Source organism: Kitasatospora sp. NPDC001309, from assembly GCF_042896295.1.
GTDB lineage: Bacteria > Actinomycetota > Actinomycetes > Streptomycetales > Streptomycetaceae > Kitasatospora.
The window spans coordinates 1-25,924 of the sequence record NZ_JBIAXC010000048.1 but is presented as its reverse complement, the minus strand read 5'-3'; the positions used below and the strand labels follow the sequence as shown (position 1 = coordinate 25,924).

Below are 25,924 nucleotides of genomic sequence, written 5' to 3'. Positions count from 1 at the left end.
CTCGTACCCGGCTCCGTCCGCGTCCCCCTGCCCCGCGCAGCCCTCGTACCCCGCTCAGTCCTCGTGGCTGCGCCCGAGGAACAGCGCGAACACCGGGGGCTTCAAGGAGAGCAGCTCCAGCCGCCCGCCGTCCGCCTCCGCGAGGTCGCGGGCGACGGCCAGGCCGATGCCGGTGGAGTTGCGGCCGCTGACGGCCCGCTCGAACACCCGGTTGCCGAGGTCGGCCGGCACTCCGGCGCCCTGGTCCTGCACCTCGACCACCACCGAGGTGCCGGAGGGCCGCACCCGCAGGGTGATCGTCCCGGCGCCGTGCATCAGTGAGTTCTCGATCAGGGTGGCGAGCACCTGGGCGACCGTCCCCGGGGTGCCGACCGCGGTGACCCCGTGCAGGCCCTCCAGGGACAGCACCCGGCCCTGCTCGCGCAGCGTCGGGCCCCACTCCTCCACCTGCTGCTTGATCACCTCGTCCAGGTCGAAGGCGACGGCGGTGGGGCTGCGCGGGTCGCGCTGGGTGGTGAGCAGCCGCTGGACGACGTCGGTGAGCCGTTCGACCTGCTGGAGGGCGATGGTCGCCTCCTCCTTGACGGTCTCCGGCTCCTCGGCGAGGGCGGTGATCTCCTCCAGCCGCATCGAGAGTGCGGTGAGCGGGGTGCGCAGCTGGTGCGAGGCGTCGGCGGCGAGCCGGCGTTCGGCGGTGAGCATCCGGGCGATCCGCTCGGCGCTGGTGTCCAGCACCTCGGCGATCCGGTCGAGTTCGGGCACCCCGTACCGGCGGTTGCGCGGGCGCGGGTCGCCGGAGCCGAGCCGTTCGGCGGTCTCGGCGAGGTCGGTGAGCGGCCGGGCGAGTCGCTTGGCCTGCCAGACGGCGAGCGCGACGGCGGCCTGGACGGCCAGCAGGGCGACCACGCCGAGCAGCAGCAGGTTGTTGGCGATCTCGTGGTCGACGTCCTCGCGGGACTGCTCGACGGTGACGATCTCGCCGCTGGTGCCGTGTTCGGCGGCCCGCAGCAGGTGGTTCCCGGCGGGCGGGCGGCCGGCCGAGAGGACCTGCTGGCCGGGGATCTGCACCTCGACGTAGCTGCCCTCGGTGACCTGGCTCTCGAAGACCCGCCCCTCCTTGACCGACTCACCGGCGGCGAGCCGGCTCTCGACCAGGGCGAGCACCCGGACGGCGGTCGCGTCCACCCGGTCCTGGGCGGCGTCGACGATGCTGCGCTTCTCGACCAGGGCGAGCGGCACGCAGAACACCACGACGACCACCAGGACGACGACCAGCAGCGAGTTGATCATCCTGCGTTTCACGCTGCTGCTCCCCGAGGTGTTCCACTGCATCGGCCGCCGCCCGGCCATGATCTCCGTACGCGGCTAATTCTTCTCGAACCGGAAGCCGACCCCGCGCACCGTGGCGATGTAGCGCGGGTTCGCCGCGTCGTCGCCGAGCTTCTTGCGGAGCCAGGAGATGTGCATGTCCAGGGTCTTGGTCGAGGTCCACCAGGTGGTGTCCCAGACCTGCCGCATGATCTCCTCGCGGGTGACCACCCGGCCGGCGTCGCGGACCAGGACGCGCAGCAGCTCGAACTCCTTGGCGGAGAGGGTCAGCTCCTCCTCGCCGAGCCAGGCGCGGTGGGACTCGATGTCGATCTTCACCCCGTGCGCGCCGGTGGTGAGCTGGTCGACGTTGCCGCGCCGGAGCAGGGCCCGGACGCGGGCGAGCAGCTCGGCCAGGCGGAAGGGCTTGGTCACGTAGTCGTCGGCGCCGGCGTCCAGGCCGACCACGGTGTCCACCTCGTCGGCGCGGGCGGTGAGCACCAGGACGGGGCAGCTCTTGCCGTCGGCGCGCAGGCGGCGGCAGACCTCGAGGCCGTCCATCTCGGGCAGGCCGAGGTCGAGGACGACGAGGTCGACCTCCTCGGTGAGGCCGGCGGCGAGTGCGGTCGGCCCGTCCTCGCGGACGAGCACCTCATAGCCCTCGCGTCGCAGGGCCCGGGCGAGAGGTTCGGAGATCGCCGGATCGTCCTCGGCGAGCAGCACACAGGTCATGTGGTGATGGTAGTCGTCCCGCGTATGCCCGTACCCCCTGTGAGGTAGTTCACAGACGGTGATCGTTATAGAAGGGACCGTCGGGGGCCAACGGAGCGCCGCTGACCGGCCGTTCGGCGAAGAATCCCCGCTTGGATCTTTGAACCGAAGGAAGACACGCCCGTCTACCATGGATCAATCGGGCAGATCTGTTGCCAACTTTGTTATTAAGCAGAGCGATTCGCAATGTTTGTCATCTGATAACGCCAAATATCGCCACGTAGAGTGGTTCAAGTCCTCGTCCGCCGCCACCCCCCTAGGCGGACGCTGTCAGGCAAGGAACGACTACACATGGCGTCTACCACCCGGGCCGCCGACCTCGCGTCGGCCTCCCCCAGCGGCAAGACCTTCCTCGGGCACCCCCGAGGCCTCGCCACGCTGTTCATGACCGAGATGTGGGAGCGGTTCTCCTACTACGGCATGCGCGCCCTGCTGATCTACTACCTGGTCTCCGGCGGTGCCGACGCGGCAGCCGGCAGCCAGGGCGGCGGCCTCGCGATGAAGGCGACGATGGCCACGGCCATCTACTCCGTCTACGTCTCCATGGTCTACCTCATGGCGTACCCGGGCGGCTGGTTCGGCGACCGGGTCTGGGGCGCCCGCAAGACCGTCACCGTCGCCGGTTTCGTGATCATGGCGGGCCACCTCGCACTGGCCGTCCCGGGCCAGGCGGCGTTCTTCGTCGGCCTGCTCCTGGTCGCGGTCGGCTCCGGGCTGCTCAAGGCCAACATCTCCACGATGGTCGGCCACCTGTACAACGGTCCCGAGGACCCGCGTCGCGACGGCGGTTTCACCGTCTTCTACATGAGCATCAACCTCGGCGCCTTCGCCGCCCCGTTCATCATCGGAACGGTCGGCAAGGAGTACAACTGGCACCTGGGCTTCGCGCTCGCCGCGGTCGGCATGGGCCTCGGCCTGACCCAGTTCCTCATGGGCACCCGCCACCTGAGCCCGAAGAGCAGCGTCGTCCCCAACCCGCTGCAGGCCGCGGAGCGCAAGAGCCTGCTGATGAAGGCCGGCGCCGTGATCCTGGCGGGCGTCGTCTTCTACGCCGCCGTCGTCGCGCTCGGTGTCTACACCCTGAACTGGGCCCTCGTCCCGCTGACCATCGCGGGTCTGGCCATCCCGGTCGTCGTGCTGGTCCGCATCAAGCGCGACAAGCAGCTGGACGCCGGCGAGCAGTCCAAGATGACCGCCTACATCTGGTTCTTCGTCGCGGCCGCCGCGTTCTGGATGATCTACGACCAGGGCGGGTCCACCCTGTCCCTGTTCGCGGACAAGAACACCGCGGACAAGGTCCTCGGCCTCGGCTTCTCGTCCACCTGGTACCAGTCGCTGAACCCGCTGTTCGTGATGGCGCTCGCGCCGGTCTTCGCCTGGCTGTGGCTGTGGCTGTCGCGCCGCAACAAGGAGCCCAACACCATCACGAAGTTCGCGATGGGCCTGGTCCTGATCGGCGCCTCGTTCTTCATCTTCATCGTCCCGATGAACATGGCGGGCGACGGCACCAAGGTCTCCCCGATGTGGCTGGTCTCGATCTACATGATCCAGACCATCGGCGAGCTCTGCCTCTCCCCGGTCGGCCTCTCGGTCACCACCAAGATGGCGCCGCAGAAGTACGCCTCCCAGATGATGGGCGTCTGGTTCCTCGCCGTCACCGCCGGTGACTGCACCACCAGCCTCCTGTCGCTGGCCGGCGTCAACCTGGACGGCACCGGCATCATCGGCATGCAGGCCGCCCTCGCGTGCCTCGCGGGCTTCGCGGTCTACAGCTACCGCAAGCGCGTCCAGTCACTCATGGGCGACGTCCGCTGACGCCGCTCCTGAGGCCGGGCCGCTGAGGCCCCGGGGCCGCCGTGGATTCCTGAGATCCGCGGCGGCCCCGGCCGTTTCCGGCCGGTTTAATGCCTCGACGGGGCCGCACCGAGTGTGCCTATGGTCCCCGGCATGACCACCGACTCCCTCCCCCGGCAACTGGCCCGCACCCGGCACTTCACGCTCGGGGCCCCCGCCCAGGCCGCGCCCACCGCCGACGGCGCCACCGTGCTCTTCCTGCGCAGCCGGGGCGGCGCCGACCCGGTCCACTGCCTCTGGGCCCTGGACACCGCGACCGGCGAGGAGCGACTGGTCATCGACCCGAGCGCGCTCGGCAGCACCGGCGGCATCGCCTCGTACAGCACCGACGCCACCGGCCGGTACGCCGCCTTCGCGCTGGACGGCACACTGTGGCTGGCCGACACCGCCACGGGTTCTTCGCACCCGCTCGCCACCGCCGCCCCGCCGCGGGAGGTGCGGCTCGACCCGACCGGCCGCCGGATCGCCTACGTCAGCGGCGGCGCCCTGCGGGTGGTCTCCACGGACGGTACGGACGACCGCGCCGTGGCCGAACCCGAGGCCGAGGACGTGAGCTACGGCCTGGCCGAGTACGTCGCCGTCGGGGAGATGTACCGCGACCGCGGGTACTGGTGGTCCCCCGACGGCACCGCGCTGCTCACGGCCCGGGTCGACGAACGTGCCGTCGCCCGGTGGTTCCTCGCGGACCCCGCCGACCCGGGGCGCTCCCCCCGCGCCGTCCGCTACCCGCTGGCCGGCACCGCCAACGCCGAGGTCACCCTCTGGCTGCTCGGCCTCGACGGCCGCCGCACCCGCACGGAGGTCCGCTGGGACCGCGCCGCCTTCGAGTACCTGACCGCCGCCGGCTGGGACGACCACGGCCCGTACGCCGCCGTGCAGAGCCGCGACCAGCGCACCGTCCGCACGCTGGCGGTCGGGGCGGACGGCGCGACCCGGGTGCTGGCCGAGCGGACCGACCCGCACTGGGTCGAGCTGCTGCCCGGGGTGCCGGTGCGCACGGCGGGCGGGGCCCTGGTCGACACCGCCGACGACGGGGACACCCGGCACCTGACCGTCGACGGCAAGCCCGTCACCCCGGCCGGGCTGCAACTGCGGGGCGTCCTCGGGACGGAGGGCGAGCGGGTGCTGTTCACCGCCTCCGCGGAACCCACCGAGACCCACCTGTGGACGTACGAACCGGACACCGGCATACGGCAGTTGAGCAGCGGACCCGGCGTGCACGGCGGCATCGGGCGCGGCGGCACGCTGGTGCTCACCAACGGCGGCCTCTCCACCGTCCTCCGCGACGGCCGTGCGCCCCTCCCCCTCACCTCGTACGCCGAGCCCCCCGTCGTCACCGCCCGCCCCGAACCGCTCCGCCTCGGCCCGCGCGAACTGCGCGCCCACCTCTTCCTGCCCGCCGGCCACCGGGCCGGCGACGGGCCGCTGCCCGTCCTGCTCGACCCGTACGCGGGGCCCGCCATGCAGAAGGTCACCACCGGCGGCGCCTGGTACGAGCAGGTGTCCCAGTGGTTCGCCGACCAGGGCTTCGCGGTGCTGGTCGTCGACGGCCGCGGCACCCCGGGGCGCGGGCCGCACTGGGAGAAGAGCATCTGGGGCGACAAGGCCGGGCCGGCGCTGGAGGACCAGATCGAGGGCCTGCACGAGACCGCCCGGCTTCGGCCGGAGCTGCTCGACCTCGGCCGGGTCGCCATCCGCGGCTGGTCCTACGGCGGCTTCCTCGCGGCGCTCGCCGTACTGCGGCGCCCGGACGTCTTCCACGCCGCCTCCGCCGGGGCCGCGCCCACCGACCACCGGCTGTACGACACCCACTGGCAGGAACGCTTCCTCGGCCACCCGGACGAGCACCCCGGGCACTACGACTCCTGCGACCTGATCGCCGAGGCCCCGAAGCTCAGCCGCCCACTCCTCCTGGTCCAGGGCCTCGCCGACGACAACGTCTTCCCCGTCCACGCGTTGCGGCTCTCTGCCGCGCTGCTCGCCGCCGGCCGCCCGCACGAAGTCCTGCCGCTGCGCGGCGCCGGACACCGGCCGACCGACGAAGCGACGGTGGAGGACCTGCTCCGGCACGAACTCGGCTTCCTGCGGCGCTCGTTGGGCGCGGAATGACGGACGCCCCCTCGGGTCGGGGGGCGGAGACCCGAGGGGGCAGCAGGACGGCTTCGGGAGAAGCGTCAGTTGGGGTAGTAGTTGTGGATGTTGTAGACGATGTTGTTCCGGTAGTAGTTGCCCCGGACGTCGAGGAAGTTGCCGCCCCGGATGGTCAGGCCGACGCCGTCCGGCTCGGTGTCCACGCGCGGGGCCGACGGGCTGGTGACGTTGTTGCCGTTGGGCACGCCCTGGGGGGTCGTCGACTCGGCGGAGGTCGTCGAGATCTCGGAGGCCAGGATCTGGCCGGAGCTGGCCTGGCGCCAGGCCAGGATCATCCGGCCGTCGTGGAAGTTGTAGGCGACCGACGGGGCGGCGTTGGTGTAGGTGTTCCTGATCTGCTGCCAGTTGTTGTCCCACTGCCAGTACAGGACGTTCAGGCCCTGGCGGTAGATCCGGTTGTCGGTGCCGCGGTGGACGACCGTCAGCCGGTTGTCGGGCGAGGTCGAGGTGCCGACCCCGGACTCGGTACGGGCGCCGCCCGGCAGTTCGGTCCAGCGGCTGAAGTTGCGGTTCACGCCCATGGTCGCGTGGTAGATGCGCTCGTTGGCGCCGACCACGATGAAGTGCAGCACGTCCGGGGAGGCCGCGACCGCCGGGCTCAGGGTCGGACTTCCGGCCGAACCGGAACCGCCGATGTTCTGGGTGCTGAACTGGATGGGCCGGTTCCAGTACCAGCGCCGGTGGTTGGACTCACCGGGGTTGGCGAGGTTCTGGCCCCAGACGTCGCCGTTCTGGCCGGTGTGCCAGATCCACAGCTCGCCGCGGAACACGGTGATCGACGGCGCGGCGTACGTGACGCCGCCGATGTGGTTGAAGTCGCCGTTGTCGACGTTGAACCAGAGGTTGTTGTCCTGCCCCCGGATCACCTCGACGTTGCTCCCCGCGTAGAACGCCATCGCCGGGGAGTCGGGGGTGCTGCCGTTGTGGTTCGTCTCCTGCCAGGGCGTGACCGCACCGGCCGGGGCCGTGCCCGCGAAGACGGCGGCCAGCGCGGCGAGGAGGACGGTCACCGCGGCGACGAACCCGGAGGCTCTGCGACGGTGCAGTGGGGTGCGGGGTGGTGCGGTCATGTCTGCTGCTGCCCTTCTGCCCCGCGAGCCCGGCGATGACGCGCGGGCCCCGGAGTGGTGACGACGTGGTGCGGCCCGACTCCGACGCCCCCGCACGGGGCGTGGCCCCCGGCGGACGCGGAACGGCCCGCCCCAGAGGCTGCCAGCGCAGCAGGCCACGCCACATCGGTCATCTGACTTAACGCCCGGGGCACCCCCACCCGCCGCCCCCGCCCCATCGAGCCGAGCCGGCTCGACGGGGCGAAACGACGGAATGGCTCAGTCACGGAGCGGTACCGGGTTCTCCGGGGAGTCGAGCCAGACGGTGTGGGCGTCCGGGGTGACCGTGAGGCCGAACCGGTCGAAGCCGGGGCGGCCCTGGTCGTCCCACCAGCGCCAGGCGGCCTCCACCTCGTCCCAGAGGCGGCGGGGGCCGGACTGGTACACCTCGTACTCGGTGCGGCCGCGCGCGTAGTCGACGGAGGCCCACGACCGGGTGTCCCGGCTGTAGAGCCAGAGCGTGTACGCGCCGTCGCCGTCGTCGTAGCGCTCGGCCCGCCAGAAGGCGCCGGGGACGGCCGACCCGATCACGAACTGCTCGAACCACCCGCCGGTGTCGGGAGGGGCGAGGGTCGTGGTGGTCCTCACCCCGTCTCCTGGCCACTCCTGCCCCCGGAGGTAGTCCTCGAACGGCGGCCGGTCGGTGCGCTGTTGTCGCAGCCGCATGAACGCGGAGCTCCGGGAGAACCGGCCGCTGGCGCTGGTGCCGTCCTCGTTCACGGTCAGCCGGACGATCTGCTCGCCGCCGTACTCGGTGCCGAACGGCGCCACGATGATCCCGCCGGGCGCGGACTGGGCCAGCCACGCCCCGGGGATCTCCAGCAGCGAGCAGGTGGCGATGATCCGGTCGTAGGGGGCGCCGTCCGGCCAGCCCTGCCGCCCGTCGCCTTCGACGACGGTCGGTGCGAGTCCGGCGAGGCCGAGGTTCGCGCGGGCTCCCCGGGCCACGTCGGGGTCGTACTCGACGGTCACCACGTTGGGGCTGCCCAGGCGGTGGGCCAGCAGGCCCGCGTTCCAGCCGGTGCCGGCGCCGACCTCCAGCACCCTGTTGCCCGGGCGAACGTCGAGGTCCTGGAGCATCGAGAAGACCATCGTGGGCATGGAGTTGGACGACGTCGGGGTGGTTCCGAGCCCGTCTCCGTGGTGCTGCCCGTCGTCCCACTGCGTGGTCAGCGGGATGTCGGAGTAGACCGCCCGCCGCCATGCCTCGGGGTCCTGCGACCGGTACACCACGGGGTTTTGTTGAGTGCCGTCCGCGATGCCCGGCCAGATGCGATCCGGGACGAACAGCTGGCGGGGTACGGCCCGGAAGGAGGGAAGCCAGTCCGAGGAGAGCGCGCCGCCGGCCACCAGCGCGGAGGCGAGCCCCTGGGGGCTCGCCTCCTTCTGCGATTCGCTGGTCACTTGCCGCCCGCCGGGGACGATCCGTCGGAGGTGTTGCCGCCCTCGTCGGACCCTCCGCCACCGTGCCCGGCGCCCTTGTTGCTGTCGTCCTGCTGCCCGCCACCCTTGCCGTCGCCGGACCCGCCACCGCGCTTGCCCATGTTCTACCCCTTCCGCTATCGATCCGACCGAGGTGAATCCCTCTGCCATCTGCCTTACCGGCACAGGAGACACTACGGACGGCGACGTGCCGGCCTCTATGAACTTGCACGACCTTGCACGCCAATTACCGCATCAGATAACGGCATTGACTGCGTATCAGCTGGCCGGACAAGCTTGTGCAAGCCCGAGCAAGCACCTAGACCAGGGAGCCGGCCATGGCCGTGGAGTTCGTTGGCATCGACCCCAACACCGACCGGGACCACTGCCCCACCGTGTGGGTGGACCCGGAAGCTCAAGAGATCCTCTTCCAGGGGTGGAACCCTCGCCCCCGGGTTCAGGCGGAATGCGAAGGGAGCAGCCCCGCGAACGGGCCGGTACCCGATGATGAGTCCATCGTCAGGCTTCCGGCCCGAATGGTGCCCATGATCAGGGAGGCGTGTGATGTCATCGAGCGTGCCCAACTTCGCTGAACTGCTTGAGCAATGCCAGCGGTCTGCCTTCCATCTGGAACTCCGGGACTCCTACGCCCCGACGGAACGGTTCGAGGCGTGGCAGCGCGGTGAGCGGATCGACTGGGAGGAGCGCGAGTCCTGGTGGCATCCCTATGACCAGCTGATCGCGGACACCGTGGCCCGGGGCGTGGTCATCCGTCGGGCTCGGGTCGTGTCCGAGCCCGTGTCCGAGTACATCCGGTGGGAGCACTACGTCACCCACGCGAACGTCACGGCGGGCGAGGACGTCCGCTGGCTGCCACGGCGGCAGGCCACGAGCATTCCCTTGCCGGGAAACGACTTCTGGCTGTTCGATGGCGCGCTGCTCCGGGTGCACCACTTCTCCGGCGACGGCGCGGTGGTCGAGGACGAGATCACGGCAGACCCAGAGACCGTGGAGCTGTGCGCCTCCGCGTTCGAAGCGGTCTGGGAACGAGCCGTCCCACATCACCAGTACGAGATCTGACGCAGGCCAGCTCCATGCCCGCGCACCCCTCTTCAAGCGTTCAGAAGGCTCGCGAGGCCCTTGCCAGTCGGCTGAGCGAGATCCGGAAGGATGCGGGTATCAGCGGGCGGGAGCTGGCCGCCAGGTGCGGCTGGTCGGAATCGAAGTCGTCCCGGGTCGAGAACGCGAAGACACCTCCTTCCGACGCCGACATCAGGGCCTGGTGCCGAGCCTGTGCCGCCGACGGTCAAGTCCCTGACCTGCTCGCCGCCAACCGACAGTCCGCCGACGCCTACGTGCGATGGCGGCAACTCCAGCGAGGTGGACTCCGCCACCTGCAAGAGTCCACCGGGGACCTGTACCGACAGACCAGGGCCTTCCGCGTCTACGTCTCCGACGTGATCCCCGGTTTCCTCCAGACGCCTAAATACGCCGCTGCTCTGCTGTCATCCATCGCGGACTTCCGGGGAACCCCTAACGACGTGGACGACGCCGTGGCAGCCCGCATGAAGCGCAACACGGTACTGAGCAATGGCGCACGCCGGTTCTCCTTCGTACTGGAGGAGTCAGTACTGCGATACCGCGTGTGCAGCGCCGAGGCCATGGCGGCACAACTGGGCCACCTGCTCGGAGTCATGGATCTTCCGAACGTCGCCGTCGGCATCATCCCGTTCGCGGCGCAGCGGACCGTTTGGCCCATGCCTACCTTCACGATCTTCGATGCTGCCAGGGTCCACGCGGACACTCTGGACGCCGCCTCGACGCTCACGGAACCCAGCCAGGTCGACCTGTATGCCCGCGCCTTTGATCTGCTCTCTCAGGGGGCCGCGCGCGGCGCCACGGCACGTTCCCTCGTCGCTGGCGCTTTGGCCTGCCTGGATTGATACGTCGATGCACAGAGAAGGAGAGCTGATCCGTGGCACGGACCGAGTACTACAACGACCCCGACGCCCCCACGCCCAACCGGCTGGTTGTGGCAGCGTCCGCAGTGGTGACGGATCCCGAAGGGCGCATCCTGCTCCAGCGACGCACTGACAACGGCCTGTACGCGCTGCCGGGCGGGACGATGGATCTCGGCGAGTCGCTGCCGGGCACGGCCGTCCGGGAGGTTCGCGAGGAGACCGGCCTCGATGTCGAGATCACCGGGCTCGTCGGCACGTACACCGACCCCCGACACGTGATCGCCTACTCGGACGGCGAGGTCCGGCAGCAGTTCAATGTCTGCTTCACCGCCCGCATCACGGGCGGAGAGCTTCGGATCTCGGACGAGTCCACCGACCTTCGGTTCGTCGCCCCGAGCAACATCGAGGGGTTGCCGATGCACCACACTCAACGCCTCCGGCTCCAGCACTTCCTGGAGCGCAGGCCTCTCCCGTATCTCGGCTGACGCAATGCCGATCCATGGCGCCGGCAGTCGTCCCGGCTCGCTGATCTTGCATGTTGTGACGGCTGTCATGGGTGGCTGGTGATCATCGGGCCTGGTGCGCGGCGGCACCCGATTGCCAGGATGGGCCACGTTGACGGGGCGAGCTGCCCCGAGGTGTTCTCACGGGGGTAGGCAATGTCGCCGCATGAAATCGGGTTGTACGCGAGCGCCGCTGTGGTGGTCAGCGTGGGAGTGCGGACACTGGTGCTGGCCGGGCCGGCGAGCGGCTCCGGGACCGGTGGCCCCGCGGGTGGCGGCGCCGGGCCGGGGGAAGTACTGGCCGTGGTCCGCGCGGCGTTGGCGCGGCGCCCTTGGGTCACGCTCGCGCTGTTCGCGGTGATGGCGGTGATGGCCGTGGTCCAGTACGCGGTGCCCTCCGTCGTCGGCGACCTGATGCGGCAACCGGGCGCTTTGTCGGACGGGCAGTGGTGGCGGGCCGGGAGCGCACTCCTGGTGCAGTCCTCGGGCATCATGCAGATCGTGATCAACCTGCCGGCCCTGCTCGTGGTCGGCGCCGTCACCGAGGCCGCGCTCGGGTGGTGGCGCACCCTGGTGATCTTCCTCGTCGGCGGCGTCCTGGCGCACGTGGTCAGCCTGGCCGGCTGGTCGACCCAGGGCGGCGGCGACTCGGTGGCCGTCTGCGCCCTGCTGGGCGCCCTGGCCGTCAGCTGCCTGCTGGGCGCGAACCCGCCGCGCCGGCCGCTCCGGGACACCTGGTACGTGCTCCTCATCCCCGCCGCGGGAACGCTGCTGTGCCTCCTGCAGAACAACCACGGCGCGGGCCTGGCGGCAGGCTGCCTGCTCGGCCTCGCCCTCGTACCCCGACCCGGGCGCCCACTCGCGCGCTCGGCTGCCGCCTAGAACGCGGTGCCCGCGAGGCCCTCGCCTTCCCAGGCGGGGGCCTTCGCGCGTTTCAGTCGTCGTCCTCGGGCGGTCGCATCCTGAGGGTGGCGATGGCGCCGAGGGCGACGGTGGTGATGGCGAGGGCGAGGAGAGCGAGGAGGATCGCGCCGACGAAGAATCTCACCGGTGCCAGGCCTCGTCGCGCTCCAGGTCGCGGAGGAGGTGGAGGAGGTTGAGGAGGGTGCTGACGGGCGCGTTGCCGAAGTCGATGAGGATGCGGCCGTCGAGGGTGGTCTCGCCGGGGGCGGCGGAGCCCCAGAGGAGGCCGTGGGGGAGGCCACGTCGGTGCAACTCGCCGAGGAGGGTGGTGATCTGGGGCTCGGTGTAGTCGCGCATGCGGGGGTCGTCGGGGGCGACGGGGTCGCGGGTCACGAGGCCGCGTCCAGCTCGTACCAGGTGGTCTTGCCGTGCTTCTGGGGGTCGACGCCCCAGCGGTGGGTGAGGCCCTCGACCAGCTGGAGGCCGCGGCCGGTCTCGGCGAGGTGGGTGGGGGTACGGGGCTGCGGAAGGGCGTCGCTCTCGTCGGCGACGGAGACGTGGAGGGTGGGGCCGAGGAGGGAGAACCAGACGACGGGCGCGGGGGTGCCACCGTGCCGCCAGGCGTTGACGATGAGCTCGGTGAGGGCGAGTTCGGCGTCGTGGATGGTGTCCGGGTTCCAGCCGCTGTGGGCCAGGGCGTCCCGCAGGGCCTGCCGGGCGAGCGCGAGGACGAGGGAGGGAGAGGGGGTGTTACGGGTGCACACGGGAACCTCCGGGAGGCTGTGGTGTGGGAGAGGGGTGACGGCGGATACGTCGCCGTGAGCCAGGCCGGGGCGGCGGCTGCTCTGCGGCGCGCGGAGGGCAGCAGGCGCCTACTGCCCTTGATGCAGGCATTACTGACGATCCGTCGGATCGAGCTGAGAATGACGATAGCCCAGGACCAGGTCAAGTTTTACCCCAATCCCAGATCTTCCCCCTATCGTGTTACCGGCCACCTCGGATGGACCGACTGGCAAGGCGCGCGGCAGACTGGGATGACCCCACCCCCGGAAGGAAGCCATGGCTGCACGCCCGAACCCGACGCTCCGTCAGCGACGGCTCGGCGCAGAGCTGCGACGGATGCGCGAGCAGGCCGGCTTCGGCGGCAGCGAGCTCGGCCGCCTCGTCGGCATGAGTCCCGCGCAGGTGACGCAGATGGAGGCTGGCAAGATCGGCATCAGCATGGAACGCCTGCGCACGATCGCCGCAACATGCATGTGCGTCAACGAGCCCTTGATCGAAGCTCTCTCCAGCATCATCACGGAGCGCGAGAAGCCAGGTTGGTGGGAGGAGTATCGCGGAACCCTCTCCGCAGACTTCGTTGATGTCGCGGAGTTCGAGGGCCAGGCGCGAAGGCTCACCGCCTACACGATGGCTTTCGTTCCGGGTCAACTCCAGACCGGCCCGTACGCCGCTGCCGTATTCGCGCAAACCTTCCCGCCGCTGCCGCGTCATGAGATCGACCTCAGGACAGCGTTCCGAATGCAGCGGCAGCGCCTCATCCGGTCCGGCGCGACACCCTATTCCGCGTTCATCCACGAAGCCGCGCTACGCATGCGGTTCAGTGGACCGGCAGTTCTCTCCGAGCAACTCGGCGCCCTCATCGAAGACTCCAGGCAACCGACCATCTCGGTTCGCGTCGTTCCGTTCGAGATCGGCGCAATGCCAAGCTCCAGCGAGAACTTCACATACGCGGAGGGGCCGGTTCCCGAACTTGATGGAGCCCAGGTGGATACCGGTCTCGGTATCCACATCCTTGACGCTCCAGCTCACATGGCAAGGTTCCGATCCCTGCTCGCGCGATTCGACTCCGCCGCGCTCTCTGAGGAGGAGTCCCGAGACTTCATCGGAACCATCAAGAAGGAAATGGAAAGCAAGCGTGAATAGCTCCGTGTGGCAGAAGTCCAGCTACTCCGGCTCGAACGATGAGTGCGTCGAGGTGCGCTTCATAGACGGGCTGGTCGAACTCCGCGAGTCCGATGAAGGCGACGTCATCATCCGCACCACCCGCCTCAACCTCGCTGTCTTCCTCCAGGGCGTCAAAGCAGGCGAGTTCGACTAGCAAGGAGCCCCCGCGCCCGCCACCCCGGGGGCGCGGGGGCCGTCCAAGTCCCCTAGACCTCGCGAACTCCCGCGCGCCAGACGGCCGCCGTCAGCGGCACGCCCGGGCGGTAGGCCAGGTGGACGTGTGAGGGCGCATCGAGCAGCAGCAGGTCGGCCCGCGAGCCGACCGCTACCGTCCCCACGTCCGTACGCCGCAGGGCATGCGCCCCACCGGCCGTGGCGGCCCAGACCGCCTCGTCCGGGGTCATCCCCATCTCCCGCACCGCCACGGCAATACAGAACGCCATCGAACTCGTAAAACTCGACCCCGGGTTGCAGTCCGTGGACAGCGCCACCACCGCCCCCGCGTCCAACAGCCGCCGCCCGCTCGGGTACTCGGCCCGCGTGGAGAACTCCGCCCCGGGCAGCAGGGTCGCGACCGTCGCCGATCCCGCCAGCGCCGCGACATCCTCATCGGTCAGGTGGGTGCAGTGATCAGCCGACGCGGCCCCCAGCTCCACCGCGAGCTGAACACCAGGCCCGTACGTGAGCTGGTTGGCGTGCACCCGAGGCGTGAGCCCGCGCTCGATCCCCGCCGTGAGCACCGCCCGCGCCTGGTCGCCGTCGAAGGCGCCCTTCTCGCAGAACACGTCCACCCAACGGGCGTGCGGCGCACAGGCGACGAGCATCTCCCCCGTGACCAGCTCGACGTACCCCGCCGGGTCCTCGGCGTACTCGGGCGCCACGATGTGCGCGCCCAGGTACGTCGTCTCCGGCGTGTGCCGCGCAGCGATCCGCAGGGCCCGAGCCTCGTCCTCGACCGTCAGCCCGTAGCCGGACTTGCACTCGATGGTCGTGGTCCCCTGCCGCAGCGCCTCCCGGACGAACCCGGCCAGGTTGGCGTCCAGTTCGGCGTCCGAAGCGGCCCGCGTGGCCGCCACCGTCGTCCGGATGCCGCCCGCCGAGTACGCCTGCCCGGACATCCGGGCGTTGAACTCGGCGGTGCGGTCCCCCGCGAACACCAGGTGGGCGTGCGAGTCGACGAAGCCGGGCAGCAGGGCCCGGCCTTCGGCGTCGAAGCGCTCGTCCGCCGCCGGGGCCTGGGCGGCCGGGCCGACCCAGGCAACGCGGTCACCCTCGACGACCACGGCAGCATCCGCCAGCAGGCCGAGCGGCCCGCCGCCCTGCCCGGGGTCGTTGGTGACCAGGCTGCCGATGCCCGTGATCAAGGTGGTCCTGGTGCTCAAGACAGCGCCTTCCGATACGAGTTGAAAGTGTCAGTAGTCCAGCGCGCCGATGGCGGCCCGCAGCGCCCCCGGCACGTCGGCCACCAGCTGGTGCACGCCGTCCCGGACGACGTGCCGTCCGCCGACCACCAGGTGCCGGACGTCCGCCGCCGAGGCCGCGAACACCGCGATCTCGGCGCCCAGCCGCGCAGGCGGCCCGGCCGTCCGCACCGAGTCCAGCGCGATCGCCGTGAAGTCGGCGAGCGCCCCGGCCTCGATCCTCCCCGCCTCGGGCCAGCCGAGCGAGGCGTGACCGTCCTCGCCGCCCGCCCGCAGCAGCCCGTTTGCCGTCCAGTGGCCGCGCGTCCGCGTCCGCAGCCGCTCGTCCAGCTCCAGCGCCCGGGCCTCCTCCCACGGGTCGATGACCGCGTGGCTGTCGCTGCCCAGGGAGATCGGGCTGCCCGCCGAGGCGAGCCGGCGGGCCGGGCCGATGCCGTCGGCGAGGTCCCGCTCGGTGGTGGGGCACATGCAGACGGTGGTCCCCGAGTCCGCGAGGAGCTTGACGTCCTCGTCGGTGAGGTGGGTGGCGTGCACGGCCGAGGTGCGCGGGCCGAGCGCGCCGTGGTCGGCGAGCAGCCGGGTCGGGGTGACGCCGTGCGCGGCGAGGCAGGCGTCGTTCTCGGCGGTCTGCTCGGACAGGTGGACGTGCAGCGGCGCCTTGCGCATCGCCGACCAGTGCGCGACGGTGCCCAACTGCTCGGCCGGGACGGCCCGGACGGAGTGAATGGCGGCGCCGATCCGGGCGTGTTCGCGCGGCTTGAGCGCGTCCGCGCGGGCGGCCCAGGCCTCGGCGTCGCCGTCGCTGAACCGCAGCTGCGGGTGGGTCGGCTCGGCCCCGAAGCCGGAGGACAGGTAGCAGGTGTCCAGCAGGGTGATCCGGATGCCGGCCCGGGCGGCCGCCTCGATCAGCGCCTCGCCCATCGCGTTCGGGTCGGTGTAGCGGGCGCCGCCGGGCGCGTGGTGCAGGTAGTGGAACTCGCCGACGGCACTGATCCCGGCGAGCGCCATCTCGGCGTAGACCGCGGTGGCGAGCGCCAGGTAGCTGTCCGGGTCGAGCGCCCCGGCGAACCGGTACATGGTGTCGCGCCAGGTCCAGAAGGTCCCGGAGCCGACCTGGACGTGCCCGCGCAGCGCCCGGTGGAAGGCGTGCGAGTGGGAATTCGCCTGGCCGGGCAGCAGCAGTCCGTCGAGCCGGACGGCGCCGGGCGGGCAGGGCCCGCTGTCCGGCTCCACCCGAGCGATCCGCCCGTCGGCGCCGACCACGATCAGCACGTCCGGCTCGACCACCGGCCCGTTGTGGTGCGGCAGCCAGGCGTGCTCCGCCCAGTAGCTGACCGAAGGGGTCACTGACACGCCAGGTCCTCCAGTACGTCGGCGAGGGCGGAGACCCCGGCCAGGCAGTCGGCCTCCTCGGCGTGCTCGGCCGGGGAGTGCGAGACCCCGGTGGGGTTGCGCACGAACAGCATGGCGGTCGGGATCGCGGACGCCAGGATCCCGGCGTCGTGTCCCGCGCCGGTGGGCAGCACCGGGGCTTCGAGCAGCTTGGCGAGCCGGTCGCGCAGCGGGCCGTCGAAGTCCACCACGGGGGTGTACGACTCGCGGGTCAGCTCGACCCGGACGCCGTCGCGCTCACCGCGCTCGGCGGCCGCCCGCTCGATCTCGGCGACCAGCTCGGTCAGCGTCCGCTCGTCGGCGGCCCGGGAGTCCAGCCAGCCGCGCACCAGCGAGGCGATCGCGTTGGTGCCGTTGGGCTCCACCGCGACCTTGCCGAAGGTGGCCAGCGCGCCCGCCAGCTTCGCCTTCTTGCGGGCGGCGAGCACGGTGTTGGCGTACGTCAGCATCGGGTCGCGGCGGTCCTCGATCCGGGTGGTGCCCGCGTGGTTGGCCTCGCCGTGGAAGTCGAAGCGCCAGCGGCCGTGCGGCCAGATCGCCCCGGCCACGCCGACCGGCTGCTCCTCGGTGAGGTAGCGGCCCTGCTCGACGTGGAGTTCGACGAAGGCGCCGATCCGGGACAGCCGTTCCTCGTCCGCGCCGATCGCGGTCGGGTCGTAGCCGGCCTTCTCCATCGCATCGGGCAGGCGCAGGCCGTCGGCGTCGCGCAGCTCGTACGCGGCCCTGCGGGACAGCAGCCCGGCGGTCAGCCGGGAGCCGATGCAGGCCACGCCGAACCGGGCGCCCTCCTCGTCACCGAAGTTGACGATCGCCAGTGGCTTGGTGAACTCCGCTCCCCTGGCGCGCAGTTCGTCCAGCGCGGCGAAGGAGGAGACCACCCCGAGCGGGCCGTCGTAGGCGCCGCCGTCCGGGACGGAGTCCAGGTGCGAGCCGGTGACGACCGCGCCCTGGCCGTGCGGGTCGCCCAGCCAGGCCCACTGGTTGCCGTTGCGGTCCAGCTCGTACGTCAGGCCGCGGTCGCGGGCCTGCTGCTCGAACCAGGCGCGGCACTCGGCGTCGGCGGAGTTCCAGGCGAAGCGGCGGTAGCCGCCGGAGGCGGCGGAGCGGCCCACGGGGAGCAGCTCCGCCCACATCTCGTTGAACGTAGAGGTCACAGCTCACCCATCGGAACGCGCACGCCCCGCTCGTCGGCGACCTCGACGGCCCGGTCGTAGCCGGCGTCCACGTGCCGGATGACGCCCATGCCCGGGTCGTTGGTGAGGACCCGGCGGATCTTCTCGCCCGCGAGCGCCGTACCGTCGGCCACGGTGACCTGGCCGGCGTGGATCGAGCGGCCGATGCCGACGCCGCCGCCGTGGTGGATGGACACCCAGGAGGCGCCCGAGGCGACGTTGACCATGGCGTTGAGCAGCGGCCAGTCGGCGATCGCGTCCGAGCCGTCCAGCATCGCCTCGGTCTCGCGGTACGGGGAGGCCACCGAACCGCAGTCCAGGTGGTCGCGGCCGATCACGATCGGCGCGGACAGCTCGCCGGAGGCCACCATGTCGTTGAAGCGCTCGCCGGCCTTGTCGCGCTCGCCGTAGCCGAGCCAACAGATGCGCGCGGGCAGGCCCTGGAAGTGCACCTTCTCCTGGGCCAGCTTGATCCAGCGGGCCAGCGACTCGTTCTCCGGGAAGAGGTCGAGGACGGCCTTGTCGGTCTTGTGGATGTCCTGCGGGTCGCCGGAGAGCGCGGCCCAGCGGAACGGGCCCTTGCCCTCGCAGAACAGCGGGCGGATGTACGCCGGGACGAAGCCGGGGAAGGCGAAGGCGCGGTCGTAGCCGGCCAGCTGGGCCTCGCCGCGGATCGAGTTGCCGTAGTCGAAGACCTCGGCGCCGCGGTCCAGGAAGCCGACCATGGCCTCGACGTGGGCGGCCATCGACTCGCGCGAGCGCTGGGTGAACTCGGCGGGCTTGGCGGCCGCGTAGTCGGCCATGTCGTCGAAGGCGACGCCGACCGGCAGGTAGCTCAGCGGGTCGTGGGCGCTGGTCTGGTCGGTGACGATGTCGATCGGGGCGTCCATCGCGAGCAGCTGCGGGAAGAGCTCGGCGGCGTTGCCCAGCAGGCCGATGGAGAGCGGCTGCTTCTTGTCGCGGGCGGCGGTGGCGAGCTCCAGCGCGTGGCCCAGGTCCTTGGCCTCGACGTCCAGGTAGCGGTGCTCGATCCGGCGGGAGATCCGGGACGGGTCGCAGTCGATGCAGATCGCCACGCCGCCGTTCATGGTGACGGCCAGCGGCTGGGCGCCACCCATCCCGCCGAGGCCGGCGGTGAGGGTGATGGTGCCTTCCAGGCTGCCGTTGAAGCGCTTGTTGGCGACGGCGGCGAAGGTCTCGTAGGTGCCCTGGAGGATGCCCTGGGTGCCGATGTAGATCCAGGAGCCGGCGGTCATCTGGCCGTACATGGTGAGCCCGAGGCTCTCCAGCCGGCGGAACTCCTCCCAGTTCGCCCAGTCGCCGACCAGGTTGGAGTTGGCGATGAGCACGCGCGGCGCCCACTCGTGGGTCTGCATGACGCCGACCGGCCGCCCGGACTGGACCAGCATGGTCTCGTCCTGCTTGAGCCCCTGCAGCGTCCTCACCATGGCGTCGAAGGAGCGCCAGTCCCGCGCGGCCTTGCCGGTGCCGCCGTACACCACCAGCTTCGACGGGTGCTCGGCCACCTCGGGGTCGAGGTTGTTCATGAGCATCCGCAGGGCAGCCTCCTGCTGCCACCCCTGCGTCGTGAGCCCCGTCCCGCGCGCCGCACGCACCTCGCGCGGCCCGCTCGCCTGCTGCTGCACCATGTCCCGGCCTCCCTGCGGATGGATTCATTCAAGTTCTGCTCGACTGAATATAACTAGACAACCGGCTTTCGACCAGACCCTGGCTCCATCGGAACAGCCGTGGCCCGAACCCGCCCCCGGGCACGCCGAAGGGCCCGCCCGGCACGGGCCGGTACGGGCTGGAGCGGGCGGCCTCAGGCCGCGGCGTCGCCGTCCCAGTCGATGCCGATCTCGGCGAGCCAGCGGCGGTCGGCGGCGTCGGGGGCGGGCGGCGTGGGCGGGCGGGGGATGTTCTGGACGGGGCCGAGGCCGTACTTCTCGGCGGCGGCGGTGGCGCGGGCGTCGGGTTCGATGACGCCGACGTGCACGGCGGACTCGTCGCCCGGGTCGTGGACGGTCAGTTCGGGTTCGGGCAGGCGCCGCAGGGTGACGCGGCGTCCGCAGGCGGGGCAGGACCATTCGTCGGCACCCGAGGCCAGGCGGGCGACGAACTTCATCTCGTGGATCACGCGCATGGGCGGCACCCCCTGCACTAGGGGATGCCCGGCTTCGTGACGAGTAGTCCTTCGGCCGTTGTTCCGGGCTACTCCTACTCCAAAGGTTCCTACTCCAGGAACAGGCCCCGGGCCGCCGCGGACTGCTCGATCGCCTCCAACCTGGCCTCCGCTCCCGGGAGTTCGTCGCACATGCTCTGCAGCAGCACCCGGCCGAGCATCATCGGCGCGCAGGCGGTGTCGAAGACCAGCCCGGTGCCGACGGCGGCCGGCAGCATCAGGTCGGAGAGCTTGGCGACCGGTGAGAAGGCGCTGTCCGCGACGGTGAGCACGGTCAGCCCGCAGTCCCGGGCGACCACCAGGGCGTCCATCAACTCCCGCGGGTAGCGCGGCAGCGCGAAGCAGAGCAGCGCGGTGGCCCCCGCCGCGGTGGCCTGTTCCAGCCGGTCGGCGAGCATGCTGCCGCCCTCGTCCAGCAGCCGGATGTCCGGGTGCACCTTGGCCGCGAAGTACGCGAAGCCGCGCGCCTGGGCCGAGGCGGCCCGCAGGCCGAGCACCGGCAGCGGGCGGGAGGCGGCGAGCAGCCGGGCGGCCCGGGTGATCGGTTCGGGGTCGGCGAGCAGCTCGGCGAGGTGGCGCAGGTGGGCGATCTCGGCGAGGACGGCCTGCTGGTGCTCGTTGCGCACCGCGTCGTCCGGGGTCTCGGGCGCGGCGGGCTCGCCGGCGCCGAGTTCGCGCAGCTGCTTGCGCAGGGCCGGGTAGCCGTCGTACCCGAGGGCGACGGCGAAGCGGGTGACGGAGGGCTGGCTGACCCCGGCGAGTTCGGCGACCTCGACGCTGGACAGGAACGGGGCCTCGTTGGCGTGCCGGACCAGTGAGTGGGCGATCCGCCGCTGGGTGGGGGTCAGCCGGTGGCCCTCGAACAGCTGGAGCAGCCGGGCGGAGGGACCGACGGTGCCGGCCTCGTCGGTGGCGGTCATCAGCGGTACCTCCGGATGCGTGCGGTTCGGACGACGACTGTGCAGCAGAGTGCCGCCGCTGGCAAAGACGTCTCGTACGACGGGACGCTTCATGAGACGTCCCACGGTTCGGACGTCGTCCCGGACGGACGGCACCGAAGAGCGGACGTTCCGGGTGCGGCCTCGGGGTAACCCTGATTTCTCCCTGAGCCCGCCCGGATTCCCCCCGCGAACGGATGGACCGGGCCCGGCGGTGGCGCCACGCTACTGGCATGGACACTCGCCAGGACGAACTGCGGCGCGACCTCGACGCCACCCTCCAGGCCCGCAAGGAACTCGGCAAGGACTACGAGGACGAGCTCCTCGACTCCTTCATGAAGCGCCTCGACGCCCGCCTGGACGCCCGGGTGGAGCGCTCGGTGGCCGCGCGGCTGGACGACTACGAGCCGTCCCACCACCGGGACCGGCACCACGGCCGACCCCACCGCGGCTGGTCCTCCAACCGGTCCGGCAACAAGCTCGCGGTGGTCTCGCTGGCCCTGGGCATCCCGCTGACCGCGATCGCGAGCAACCCGGCCGGCGGCGGCTTCGCCGGACTGCTGGCCTGCTGGGCGGGCATCGTCGGGGTCAACTTCGCCGCCGCGCTGGGCAACCGCCGCGACCGCGACGAGCGGAACGACCGCCGGTCGCGGAACGACTGGGACTGAGCCCCAGCCGTCCCGCACGGCTGCCAACTCAGGCCAGCGGCCCGGTGACCCGCTCCACCGCCCGCACCAGGTCCCCGGAGGCGACCAGCGCGGCGGCGGCCTCCAGGTCCGGCGAGAGGAAGCGGTCCCGGCCCGCCCCGCCGACCCCCGCCTCGCGGGCGGCGGCCATCGCGGCCGCGGTGGCCGGGGCGATCCGGCCGGCCGTGTCGGCCTGCTGACGGATCTCCAGCGCGCGGGCCGAGGCGGTCAGCTCGACGGCGAGGATCCGGCCGAGGTTGTCGACGGCCTGGCGCAGCTTGCGGGCGGCCGACCAGCCCATCGACACGTGGTCCTCCTGCATCGCGGAGGACGGGATCGAGTCGACCGAGGCCGGGACGGCGAGCCGCTTGTTCTCGCTGACCAGCGCCGCCTGGGTGTACTGGGCGATCATCAGGCCGGAGTCCACGCCGGGGTCGTCGGCCAGGAAGGCCGGCAGGCCGTGCGAGCGGGCCTTGTCGAGCAGCCGGTCGGTGCGGCGCTCGGAGATCGAGCCGAGGTCGGCGGCGGCGATGGCGAGGAAGTCCAGCACGTAGGCGACCGGTGCGCCGTGGAAGTTGCCGTTGGACTCCACCCGGCCGTCCGGCAGCACCACCGGGTTGTCCACCGAGGCGGCGAGCTCGCGCGAGGCGACCAGCTGGGCGTGCGCCAGGGTGTCCCGGCCGGCCCCGGCGACCTGCGGGGCGCAGCGGATCGAGTAGGCGTCCTGGACGCGCGGCGCGTCGTCCTGGTGGTGGCCGGTGAGGCCGGAGTCCTTGAGCACGGCGAGCATGTTGGCGGCGCTGAGCGCCTGGCCCGGGTGCGGGCGGATCGGGGCGTGCAGCTCGGGGGCGAGCACCTTGTCGGTGCCGAGCAGCGCCTCCAGGCTCATCGCGGCGGTGATGTCGGCGGTGGTGAAGAGCCGCTGGAGGTCGGCGATGGCCATCACCAGCATGCCGAGCATGCCGTCGGTGCCGTTGATGAGGGCCAGGCCCTCCTTCTCCAGCAGCTCGACCGGCTCGATCCCGGCGGCGGCGAGCAGTTCGGCGACCGGCTTCTCCTCGCCGTCCGGGCCGGTGGCGGTGCCCTCGCCCATCAACACCAGGGCGCAGTGCGACAGCGGAGCGAGGTCGCCGGAGCAGCCGAGCGAGCCGAACTCGCGCACGACCGGGGTGATGCCCGCGTTCAGCAGGGCGGCCATGGTCTGGGCGACCAGCGGCCGGACGCCGGTACGGCCGGACGCCAGCGTCTTCATCCGCAGGAACATCAGCGCGCGGACCACCTCGCGCTCGACGGCCGGGCCCATCCCGGCGGCGTGCGAACGCACCAGCGAGCGCTGCAGCTGGGCGCGCAGCTCGGGGCTGATGTGCCGGACGGCGAGGGCGCCGAAGCCGGTCGACACGCCGTAGACGGGGCGCGGTTCGGCCGCGAGGGCGTCGATCCGGGCGCGGGCGGCCGCCATCTCGGCGAGCGCGTCGGGGCCGATCTCGACCCGGGCGTTGCCCCGGGCGACGGCCAGTACGTCCTCCGCACTGACGTCGGCCTTGCCGACCTGGACCAGCGGAGCGTCGGGGGCCACAGCACTGTGCATATCCATATACACAATCACACCAGGTGAATGAAGATATGACAACAGCTGCTCGCCATCCGGATTCTCCGCTGTGCGGATTCTCCGCCGCCCGGATCCCGACCGCACGCCCGGGGGCACCCCCGCCCGCCCTACCCCTTCAACTCGGCCTCGATCAGGTCCACCGCCCGCGCCGTACCGCCCTCGGCCCGACCCGCGGCGGCCAGCACCGCCAGCCGCTCCCCCACCGCCGGGTCCCCGACCAGCTCCAGCAACGCGCCCCGCAGCGCCGCCGCGGTGGCCGCCTCCGTATCCAGCCGACGGGCGACACCGAGCCCCACCAGCGCGTCCGCGTTGGCGAACTGGTCGACGGCCTGCGGCACCGCGATCATCGGCACGGCATGGAACAGCCCCTCACTGGAGCCGCCCATCCCCGCGTGGGTGACGAAGGCGTCCGCCTGGGCGAGCACCGACAGCTGCGGCACCCACCGGTGCACCTCCACGGTGTCCGGCACGTCCCCCAGTTCCGCCAGGTCGGTGTGCTTGCCGACCTGGAGCACGACGTGCCAGCCCGGCAGGTCGCCGAAGGCCTCGACGCAGGCCCGGTAGAAGGCCGGCCGATCGGTGAAGGCCGAGCCCAGCGAGACCAGCAGCACCTTCTCGGCGTCCGCCGGGCGCTCCCACCGCCCCTGGTGGGAGCGGTCGCCGAAGCAGGGGCCGACGAAGTCGAACCGGCGCCCGTCGACCCGGTCCGCATGGGGCTGGAGCGCGCGCGGGACGAGCGCGACACACCGCTCCGGGCGGTTCTTGAAGGCCTCCACGTCGTGCTCCACCGCGCCGGCCCCGGCCAGCCACGCCCCGAACCGGCGGTAGTGCTCGGAACCGCCGGGGCCGTTGCGGATCGCCTCGAAGACCTCGGCCAGGTCCTCCTCCACGCCGTCCCAGCCGACGAAGCTGGAGGACAGCTGCACCACCGGCACGCCCAGCCGCTCACCGAGCGCCCGCCCGGCGAAGCCCGCGATGTCGTAGAGCACCAGGTCGGGCCGATCGCCCTCGAACTCCTCCAGCAGTACGGACCACATCGACAGCGCGTCGTCCAGGAACACGTCCTGGATCGCCACCGGGTCCGCCGGCCAGCCGGCCGGGTCGTCGGCGAGCGGCAGCGCACTCGGATAGGGGACGAACGCCGCGCCGGTGGACTCGACGACCTCCCGGAAGGACGGGTCGTTGACGTAGCTGACCCGGTGGCCCCGGGCGACCAGTTCGGCGATCACCGCGAGGCCGGGGTTGACGTGCCCGTGCGCCGGGACGGAGACCATCAGGATGTGTGCGGGGCGGGGGCGGGTCATGAGGACCTCCGGGAACGGCGAATGAGACGAGACGGACCGTCTCGCTATCGGGCAGGACAAGACGATACGTCTCGTCTAGCCATTTCGCATAGACTTTTCCCATGGCCTCCAGAACCGCCCCCGACCCCGCCCGCCGCAGCGAGCGCTCCCGCGCCGCCGTCCTCGCCGCCACCACCGAACTCATCGCCGAGATCGGCTACGGCAAGCTGACCATCGAGGCGATCGCCGCCCGGGCCGGCGTCGGCAAGCAGACCATCTACCGGTGGTGGCCCTCGAAGGGGGCCGTCGTCTTCGACGCCTTCCTCGCCGCCAACCAGCACGAGGGCGGCCTGGCGCTCCCCGACACCGGCGACCTCGCCGCCGACCTGCGCGCCGTCCTACGCCCCACCTGCGACGAACTCACCGACCCGGGCACCGACCGCACCTACCGCGCCATCATCGCCGAGATCCTCAACGACCCGGCGCTGCACACCGAGTACCGCACCCGGCTGCTGGACCCGCTGCTGGAGGTCACCCGCGACCGCCTGCGCACCGCCCGCGAGGCCGGCCAACTCGCCCCCGACGCCGACCTCGACCTCGCCGTCGAACTGCTCTACGGCCCGATCTACTACCGCTGGCAGTACCGGATCGGCCCGCTCACCCACGAGCACGCCGACCGCCTGGTCGACGCCGCCCTACGGGCCCTCAACCCGCCTGCCGCCGACGCCTGAGCGCGTACACCAGCAGCACCACGACCAGCAGCACCCCCAGCACGGCGAGCGCGAACCAGCCGAACAGCGCGTCGAGCGCCCGGCCGACCACACTGCGCCGGGCCTTGCGCTTGTGCCGCGCAACGGCCGAGTGCTCGGTGATCTGGTGCGCCCTCAACCCGGTCCGCACCGAGTGCACCCGCCCGGGACCCGTTCCCCCCACCCCCGCCGACGCCGACGCCGTCGGCCGCACCACCGGCACCGCCGAAGCCGGACCGGCCACCGCCACCCCGCCCCCGAACACCAGCACCCCGGCCACCGCCGCACCCACCAGCCGTCCGCCCACCGCCGCCCCCACTCCCGTTCAACCCCCGCCACCCTCCCACCACCCCACCCCGCCCCGGCACCCCACCCCCCGGCCTGCAACCCACCCACAACACCCCGGTCACCGAACCGGCACATCCCCACCCGCACCACCCCACCGACAGCACCCACCCCCCTCCCCCTCACCCGCCCAAGGCGAGAGGGACGCGCTGCGGGAGGGGGCGGTGGAGGGGGTGGGTGCGGAGAGCGGCGTAACGGGTGATTTTCAGACCGCCCAC

Annotated in this window: 27 protein-coding genes; 11 read left to right on the top strand and 16 right to left on the bottom strand. The window is 71.8% G+C overall.

All coding sequences use genetic code 11. The annotated features are described in order from the left end of the window. Positions 1 to 54: 54 nt before the first annotated feature. Both ACFY2K_RS34915 and ACFY2K_RS34910 read right to left on the bottom strand, forming a co-directional pair. On the bottom strand, positions 55 to 1,302 hold the full coding sequence (locus ACFY2K_RS34915; protein WP_375894788.1) for an ATP-binding protein: 1,248 nt from the start codon (positions 1,300 to 1,302) through the stop codon (positions 55 to 57). A 63-nt stretch (positions 1,303 to 1,365) separates the two neighbouring features. After that, positions 1,366 to 2,040: a response regulator transcription factor gene (locus ACFY2K_RS34910; RefSeq protein ID WP_030290974.1), complete on the bottom strand. Its 675-nt coding sequence runs from the start codon at positions 2,038 to 2,040 to the stop codon at positions 1,366 to 1,368. Positions 2,041 to 2,370: 330 nt separating this feature from the next. Between ACFY2K_RS34910 and ACFY2K_RS34905 the strand changes: the two genes are divergently transcribed. Both ACFY2K_RS34905 and ACFY2K_RS34900 read left to right on the top strand, forming a co-directional pair. Further along, positions 2,371 to 3,894, top strand: a complete 1,524-nt coding sequence (locus ACFY2K_RS34905; RefSeq protein WP_380593242.1) for a peptide MFS transporter — start codon at positions 2,371 to 2,373, stop codon at positions 3,892 to 3,894. A gap of 132 nt (positions 3,895 to 4,026) precedes the next feature. Continuing rightward, positions 4,027 to 6,042 (top strand): prolyl oligopeptidase family serine peptidase, encoded by a 2,016-nt coding sequence (locus ACFY2K_RS34900; protein WP_387716633.1) that lies wholly within the window; start codon positions 4,027 to 4,029, stop codon positions 6,040 to 6,042. A 65-nt stretch (positions 6,043 to 6,107) separates the two neighbouring features. Here ACFY2K_RS34900 and ACFY2K_RS34895 read toward each other — a convergent pair whose 3' ends face one another. From ACFY2K_RS34895 to ACFY2K_RS34885, 3 genes are all read right to left on the bottom strand, one after another. Then, positions 6,108 to 7,154 carry a hypothetical protein gene (locus ACFY2K_RS34895; RefSeq protein WP_380525640.1) on the bottom strand — a complete coding sequence of 349 codons (1,047 nt, stop codon included), beginning with the start codon at positions 7,152 to 7,154 and terminating at the stop codon, positions 6,108 to 6,110. 258 nt (positions 7,155 to 7,412) lie between these two features. Next, positions 7,413 to 8,597 carry a methyltransferase domain-containing protein gene (locus ACFY2K_RS34890; RefSeq protein WP_380525639.1) on the bottom strand — a complete coding sequence of 395 codons (1,185 nt, stop codon included), beginning with the start codon at positions 8,595 to 8,597 and terminating at the stop codon, positions 7,413 to 7,415. Next, the gene (locus ACFY2K_RS34885) at positions 8,594 to 8,737 is read right to left on the bottom strand and encodes a hypothetical protein (RefSeq protein ID WP_380593244.1); all 144 of its coding nucleotides are present in this window, start codon (positions 8,735 to 8,737) and stop codon (positions 8,594 to 8,596) included. Before ACFY2K_RS34885 ends, ACFY2K_RS34890 begins: the two co-directional genes overlap by 4 nt. A gap of 216 nt (positions 8,738 to 8,953) precedes the next feature. On the opposite strand from ACFY2K_RS34885, the gene ACFY2K_RS34880 reads away from it, so the two are divergent. The 5 genes from ACFY2K_RS34880 (at position 8,954) to ACFY2K_RS34860 (ending at position 11,961) form a co-directional block, all read left to right on the top strand. Beyond that, on the top strand, positions 8,954 to 9,208 hold the full coding sequence (locus tag ACFY2K_RS34880; RefSeq protein WP_380525637.1) for a hypothetical protein: 255 nt from the start codon (positions 8,954 to 8,956) through the stop codon (positions 9,206 to 9,208). After that, positions 9,180 to 9,695, top strand: coding sequence for a DUF6879 family protein (locus ACFY2K_RS34875; RefSeq protein WP_380525636.1), 516 nt, complete (start codon positions 9,180 to 9,182; stop codon positions 9,693 to 9,695). The genes ACFY2K_RS34880 and ACFY2K_RS34875 overlap by 29 nt, the downstream gene beginning before the upstream one ends. 14 nt (positions 9,696 to 9,709) lie before the next feature. Continuing rightward, positions 9,710 to 10,558, top strand: a complete 849-nt coding sequence (locus ACFY2K_RS34870) for a helix-turn-helix domain-containing protein (protein ID WP_380525635.1) — start codon at positions 9,710 to 9,712, stop codon at positions 10,556 to 10,558. 32 nt (positions 10,559 to 10,590) lie between these two features. After that, positions 10,591 to 11,061, top strand: coding sequence for an NUDIX domain-containing protein (locus ACFY2K_RS34865; protein ID WP_380525634.1), 471 nt, complete (start codon positions 10,591 to 10,593; stop codon positions 11,059 to 11,061). Between the two features lie 225 nt (positions 11,062 to 11,286). After that, on the top strand, positions 11,287 to 11,961 hold the full coding sequence (locus tag ACFY2K_RS34860) for a rhomboid family intramembrane serine protease (protein ID WP_380525633.1): 675 nt from the start codon (positions 11,287 to 11,289) through the stop codon (positions 11,959 to 11,961). Between the two features lie 162 nt (positions 11,962 to 12,123). Here the strand turns inward: ACFY2K_RS34860 and ACFY2K_RS34855 are convergent, their stop codons facing one another. Beyond that, on the bottom strand, positions 12,124 to 12,375 hold the full coding sequence (locus ACFY2K_RS34855) for a hypothetical protein (RefSeq protein ID WP_380531774.1): 252 nt from the start codon (positions 12,373 to 12,375) through the stop codon (positions 12,124 to 12,126). Further along, the gene (locus ACFY2K_RS34850) at positions 12,372 to 12,746 is read right to left on the bottom strand and encodes an ATP-binding protein (RefSeq protein WP_380531776.1); all 375 of its coding nucleotides are present in this window, start codon (positions 12,744 to 12,746) and stop codon (positions 12,372 to 12,374) included. Before ACFY2K_RS34850 ends, ACFY2K_RS34855 begins: the two co-directional genes overlap by 4 nt. A gap of 295 nt (positions 12,747 to 13,041) precedes the next feature. Between ACFY2K_RS34850 and ACFY2K_RS34845 the strand changes: the two genes are divergently transcribed. Beyond that, entirely contained in the window at positions 13,042 to 13,908 is an 867-nt protein-coding gene (locus ACFY2K_RS34845) for a helix-turn-helix domain-containing protein (protein ID WP_380531779.1), read from the top strand. Further along, positions 13,901 to 14,083: a DUF397 domain-containing protein gene (locus ACFY2K_RS34840; protein WP_380531781.1), complete on the top strand. Its 183-nt coding sequence runs from the start codon at positions 13,901 to 13,903 to the stop codon at positions 14,081 to 14,083. The genes ACFY2K_RS34845 and ACFY2K_RS34840 overlap by 8 nt, the downstream gene beginning before the upstream one ends. Positions 14,084 to 14,135: 52 nt before the next feature. Here ACFY2K_RS34840 and hutI read toward each other — a convergent pair whose 3' ends face one another. The 6 genes from hutI to ACFY2K_RS34810 all read right to left on the bottom strand — a co-directional run bounded on the left by hutI (position 14,136) and on the right by ACFY2K_RS34810 (position 21,016). Next, on the bottom strand, positions 14,136 to 15,311 hold the full coding sequence (hutI, locus tag ACFY2K_RS34835) for an imidazolonepropionase (protein ID WP_380531784.1): 1,176 nt from the start codon (positions 15,309 to 15,311) through the stop codon (positions 14,136 to 14,138). A gap of 30 nt (positions 15,312 to 15,341) precedes the next feature. After that, positions 15,342 to 16,703, bottom strand: a complete 1,362-nt coding sequence (locus ACFY2K_RS34830; protein WP_387716628.1) for a formimidoylglutamate deiminase — start codon at positions 16,701 to 16,703, stop codon at positions 15,342 to 15,344. Then, on the bottom strand, positions 16,694 to 17,875 hold the full coding sequence (locus ACFY2K_RS34825; RefSeq protein WP_375894818.1) for an allantoate amidohydrolase: 1,182 nt from the start codon (positions 17,873 to 17,875) through the stop codon (positions 16,694 to 16,696). The genes ACFY2K_RS34830 and ACFY2K_RS34825 overlap by 10 nt, the downstream gene beginning before the upstream one ends. Positions 17,876 to 17,892: 17 nt before the next feature. Then, on the bottom strand, positions 17,893 to 19,563 hold the full coding sequence (gene hutU, locus ACFY2K_RS34820; RefSeq protein ID WP_375894749.1) for a urocanate hydratase: 1,671 nt from the start codon (positions 19,561 to 19,563) through the stop codon (positions 17,893 to 17,895). Between the two features lie 173 nt (positions 19,564 to 19,736). Next, positions 19,737 to 20,057, bottom strand: coding sequence for a hypothetical protein (locus tag ACFY2K_RS34815; RefSeq protein WP_375894747.1), 321 nt, complete (start codon positions 20,055 to 20,057; stop codon positions 19,737 to 19,739). 89 nt (positions 20,058 to 20,146) lie between these two features. Then, positions 20,147 to 21,016: a MurR/RpiR family transcriptional regulator gene (locus ACFY2K_RS34810; RefSeq protein WP_360239715.1), complete on the bottom strand. Its 870-nt coding sequence runs from the start codon at positions 21,014 to 21,016 to the stop codon at positions 20,147 to 20,149. A 251-nt stretch (positions 21,017 to 21,267) separates the two neighbouring features. Between ACFY2K_RS34810 and ACFY2K_RS34805 the strand changes: the two genes are divergently transcribed. Next, positions 21,268 to 21,702 carry a hypothetical protein gene (locus ACFY2K_RS34805; protein WP_375894744.1) on the top strand — a complete coding sequence of 145 codons (435 nt, stop codon included), beginning with the start codon at positions 21,268 to 21,270 and terminating at the stop codon, positions 21,700 to 21,702. A 28-nt stretch (positions 21,703 to 21,730) separates the two neighbouring features. Here the strand turns inward: ACFY2K_RS34805 and hutH are convergent, their stop codons facing one another. Next, complete coding sequence (hutH, locus tag ACFY2K_RS34800; RefSeq protein ID WP_380531800.1) at positions 21,731 to 23,308, bottom strand: histidine ammonia-lyase; 1,578 nt, start codon at positions 23,306 to 23,308, stop codon at positions 21,731 to 21,733. Positions 23,309 to 23,436: 128 nt separating this feature from the next. Then, the gene (locus ACFY2K_RS34795) at positions 23,437 to 24,633 is read right to left on the bottom strand and encodes a macrolide family glycosyltransferase (RefSeq protein ID WP_380531792.1); all 1,197 of its coding nucleotides are present in this window, start codon (positions 24,631 to 24,633) and stop codon (positions 23,437 to 23,439) included. Between the two features lie 101 nt (positions 24,634 to 24,734). On the opposite strand from ACFY2K_RS34795, the gene ACFY2K_RS34790 reads away from it, so the two are divergent. Continuing rightward, positions 24,735 to 25,343 carry a TetR/AcrR family transcriptional regulator gene (locus ACFY2K_RS34790; protein ID WP_375894738.1) on the top strand — a complete coding sequence of 203 codons (609 nt, stop codon included), beginning with the start codon at positions 24,735 to 24,737 and terminating at the stop codon, positions 25,341 to 25,343. Here ACFY2K_RS34790 and ACFY2K_RS34785 read toward each other — a convergent pair. Continuing rightward, complete coding sequence (locus ACFY2K_RS34785; protein WP_380644225.1) at positions 25,318 to 25,668, bottom strand: hypothetical protein; 351 nt, start codon at positions 25,666 to 25,668, stop codon at positions 25,318 to 25,320. The genes ACFY2K_RS34790 and ACFY2K_RS34785 overlap by 26 nt on opposite strands. Positions 25,669 to 25,924: the final 256 nt, after the last annotated feature.

What these genes read in the sequence shown, in the direction of transcription:
- ACFY2K_RS34910 (WP_030290974.1), bottom strand. Translation starts at nt 2,040, where the DNA reads ATGACCTGTGTGCTGCTCGCCGAGGACGATCCGGCGATCTCCGAACCT.
- ACFY2K_RS34905 (WP_380593242.1), top strand. Translation starts at nt 2,371, where the DNA reads ATGGCGTCTACCACCCGGGCCGCCGACCTCGCGTCGGCCTCCCCCAGC.
- ACFY2K_RS34900 (WP_387716633.1), top strand. Translation starts at nt 4,027, where the DNA reads ATGACCACCGACTCCCTCCCCCGGCAACTGGCCCGCACCCGGCACTTC.
- ACFY2K_RS34895 (WP_380525640.1), bottom strand. Translation starts at nt 7,154, where the DNA reads ATGACCGCACCACCCCGCACCCCACTGCACCGTCGCAGAGCCTCCGGG.
- ACFY2K_RS34885 (WP_380593244.1), bottom strand. Translation starts at nt 8,737, where the DNA reads ATGGGCAAGCGCGGTGGCGGGTCCGGCGACGGCAAGGGTGGCGGGCAG.
- ACFY2K_RS34880 (WP_380525637.1), top strand. Translation starts at nt 8,954, where the DNA reads ATGGCCGTGGAGTTCGTTGGCATCGACCCCAACACCGACCGGGACCAC.
- ACFY2K_RS34875 (WP_380525636.1), top strand. Translation starts at nt 9,180, where the DNA reads ATGTCATCGAGCGTGCCCAACTTCGCTGAACTGCTTGAGCAATGCCAG.
- ACFY2K_RS34870 (WP_380525635.1), top strand. Translation starts at nt 9,710, where the DNA reads ATGCCCGCGCACCCCTCTTCAAGCGTTCAGAAGGCTCGCGAGGCCCTT.
- ACFY2K_RS34845 (WP_380531779.1), top strand. Translation starts at nt 13,042, where the DNA reads ATGGCTGCACGCCCGAACCCGACGCTCCGTCAGCGACGGCTCGGCGCA.
- ACFY2K_RS34825 (WP_375894818.1), bottom strand. Translation starts at nt 17,875, where the DNA reads ATGTGGGCGGAGCTGCTCCCCGTGGGCCGCTCCGCCGCCTCCGGCGGC.
- hutU (WP_375894749.1), bottom strand. Translation starts at nt 19,563, where the DNA reads ATGGTGCAGCAGCAGGCGAGCGGGCCGCGCGAGGTGCGTGCGGCGCGC.
- ACFY2K_RS34815 (WP_375894747.1), bottom strand. Translation starts at nt 20,057, where the DNA reads ATGCGCGTGATCCACGAGATGAAGTTCGTCGCCCGCCTGGCCTCGGGT.
- ACFY2K_RS34810 (WP_360239715.1), bottom strand. Translation starts at nt 21,016, where the DNA reads ATGACCGCCACCGACGAGGCCGGCACCGTCGGTCCCTCCGCCCGGCTG.
- ACFY2K_RS34805 (WP_375894744.1), top strand. Translation starts at nt 21,268, where the DNA reads ATGGACACTCGCCAGGACGAACTGCGGCGCGACCTCGACGCCACCCTC.
- hutH (WP_380531800.1), bottom strand. Translation starts at nt 23,308, where the DNA reads ATGCACAGTGCTGTGGCCCCCGACGCTCCGCTGGTCCAGGTCGGCAAG.
- ACFY2K_RS34795 (WP_380531792.1), bottom strand. Translation starts at nt 24,633, where the DNA reads ATGACCCGCCCCCGCCCCGCACACATCCTGATGGTCTCCGTCCCGGCG.
- ACFY2K_RS34790 (WP_375894738.1), top strand. Translation starts at nt 24,735, where the DNA reads ATGGCCTCCAGAACCGCCCCCGACCCCGCCCGCCGCAGCGAGCGCTCC.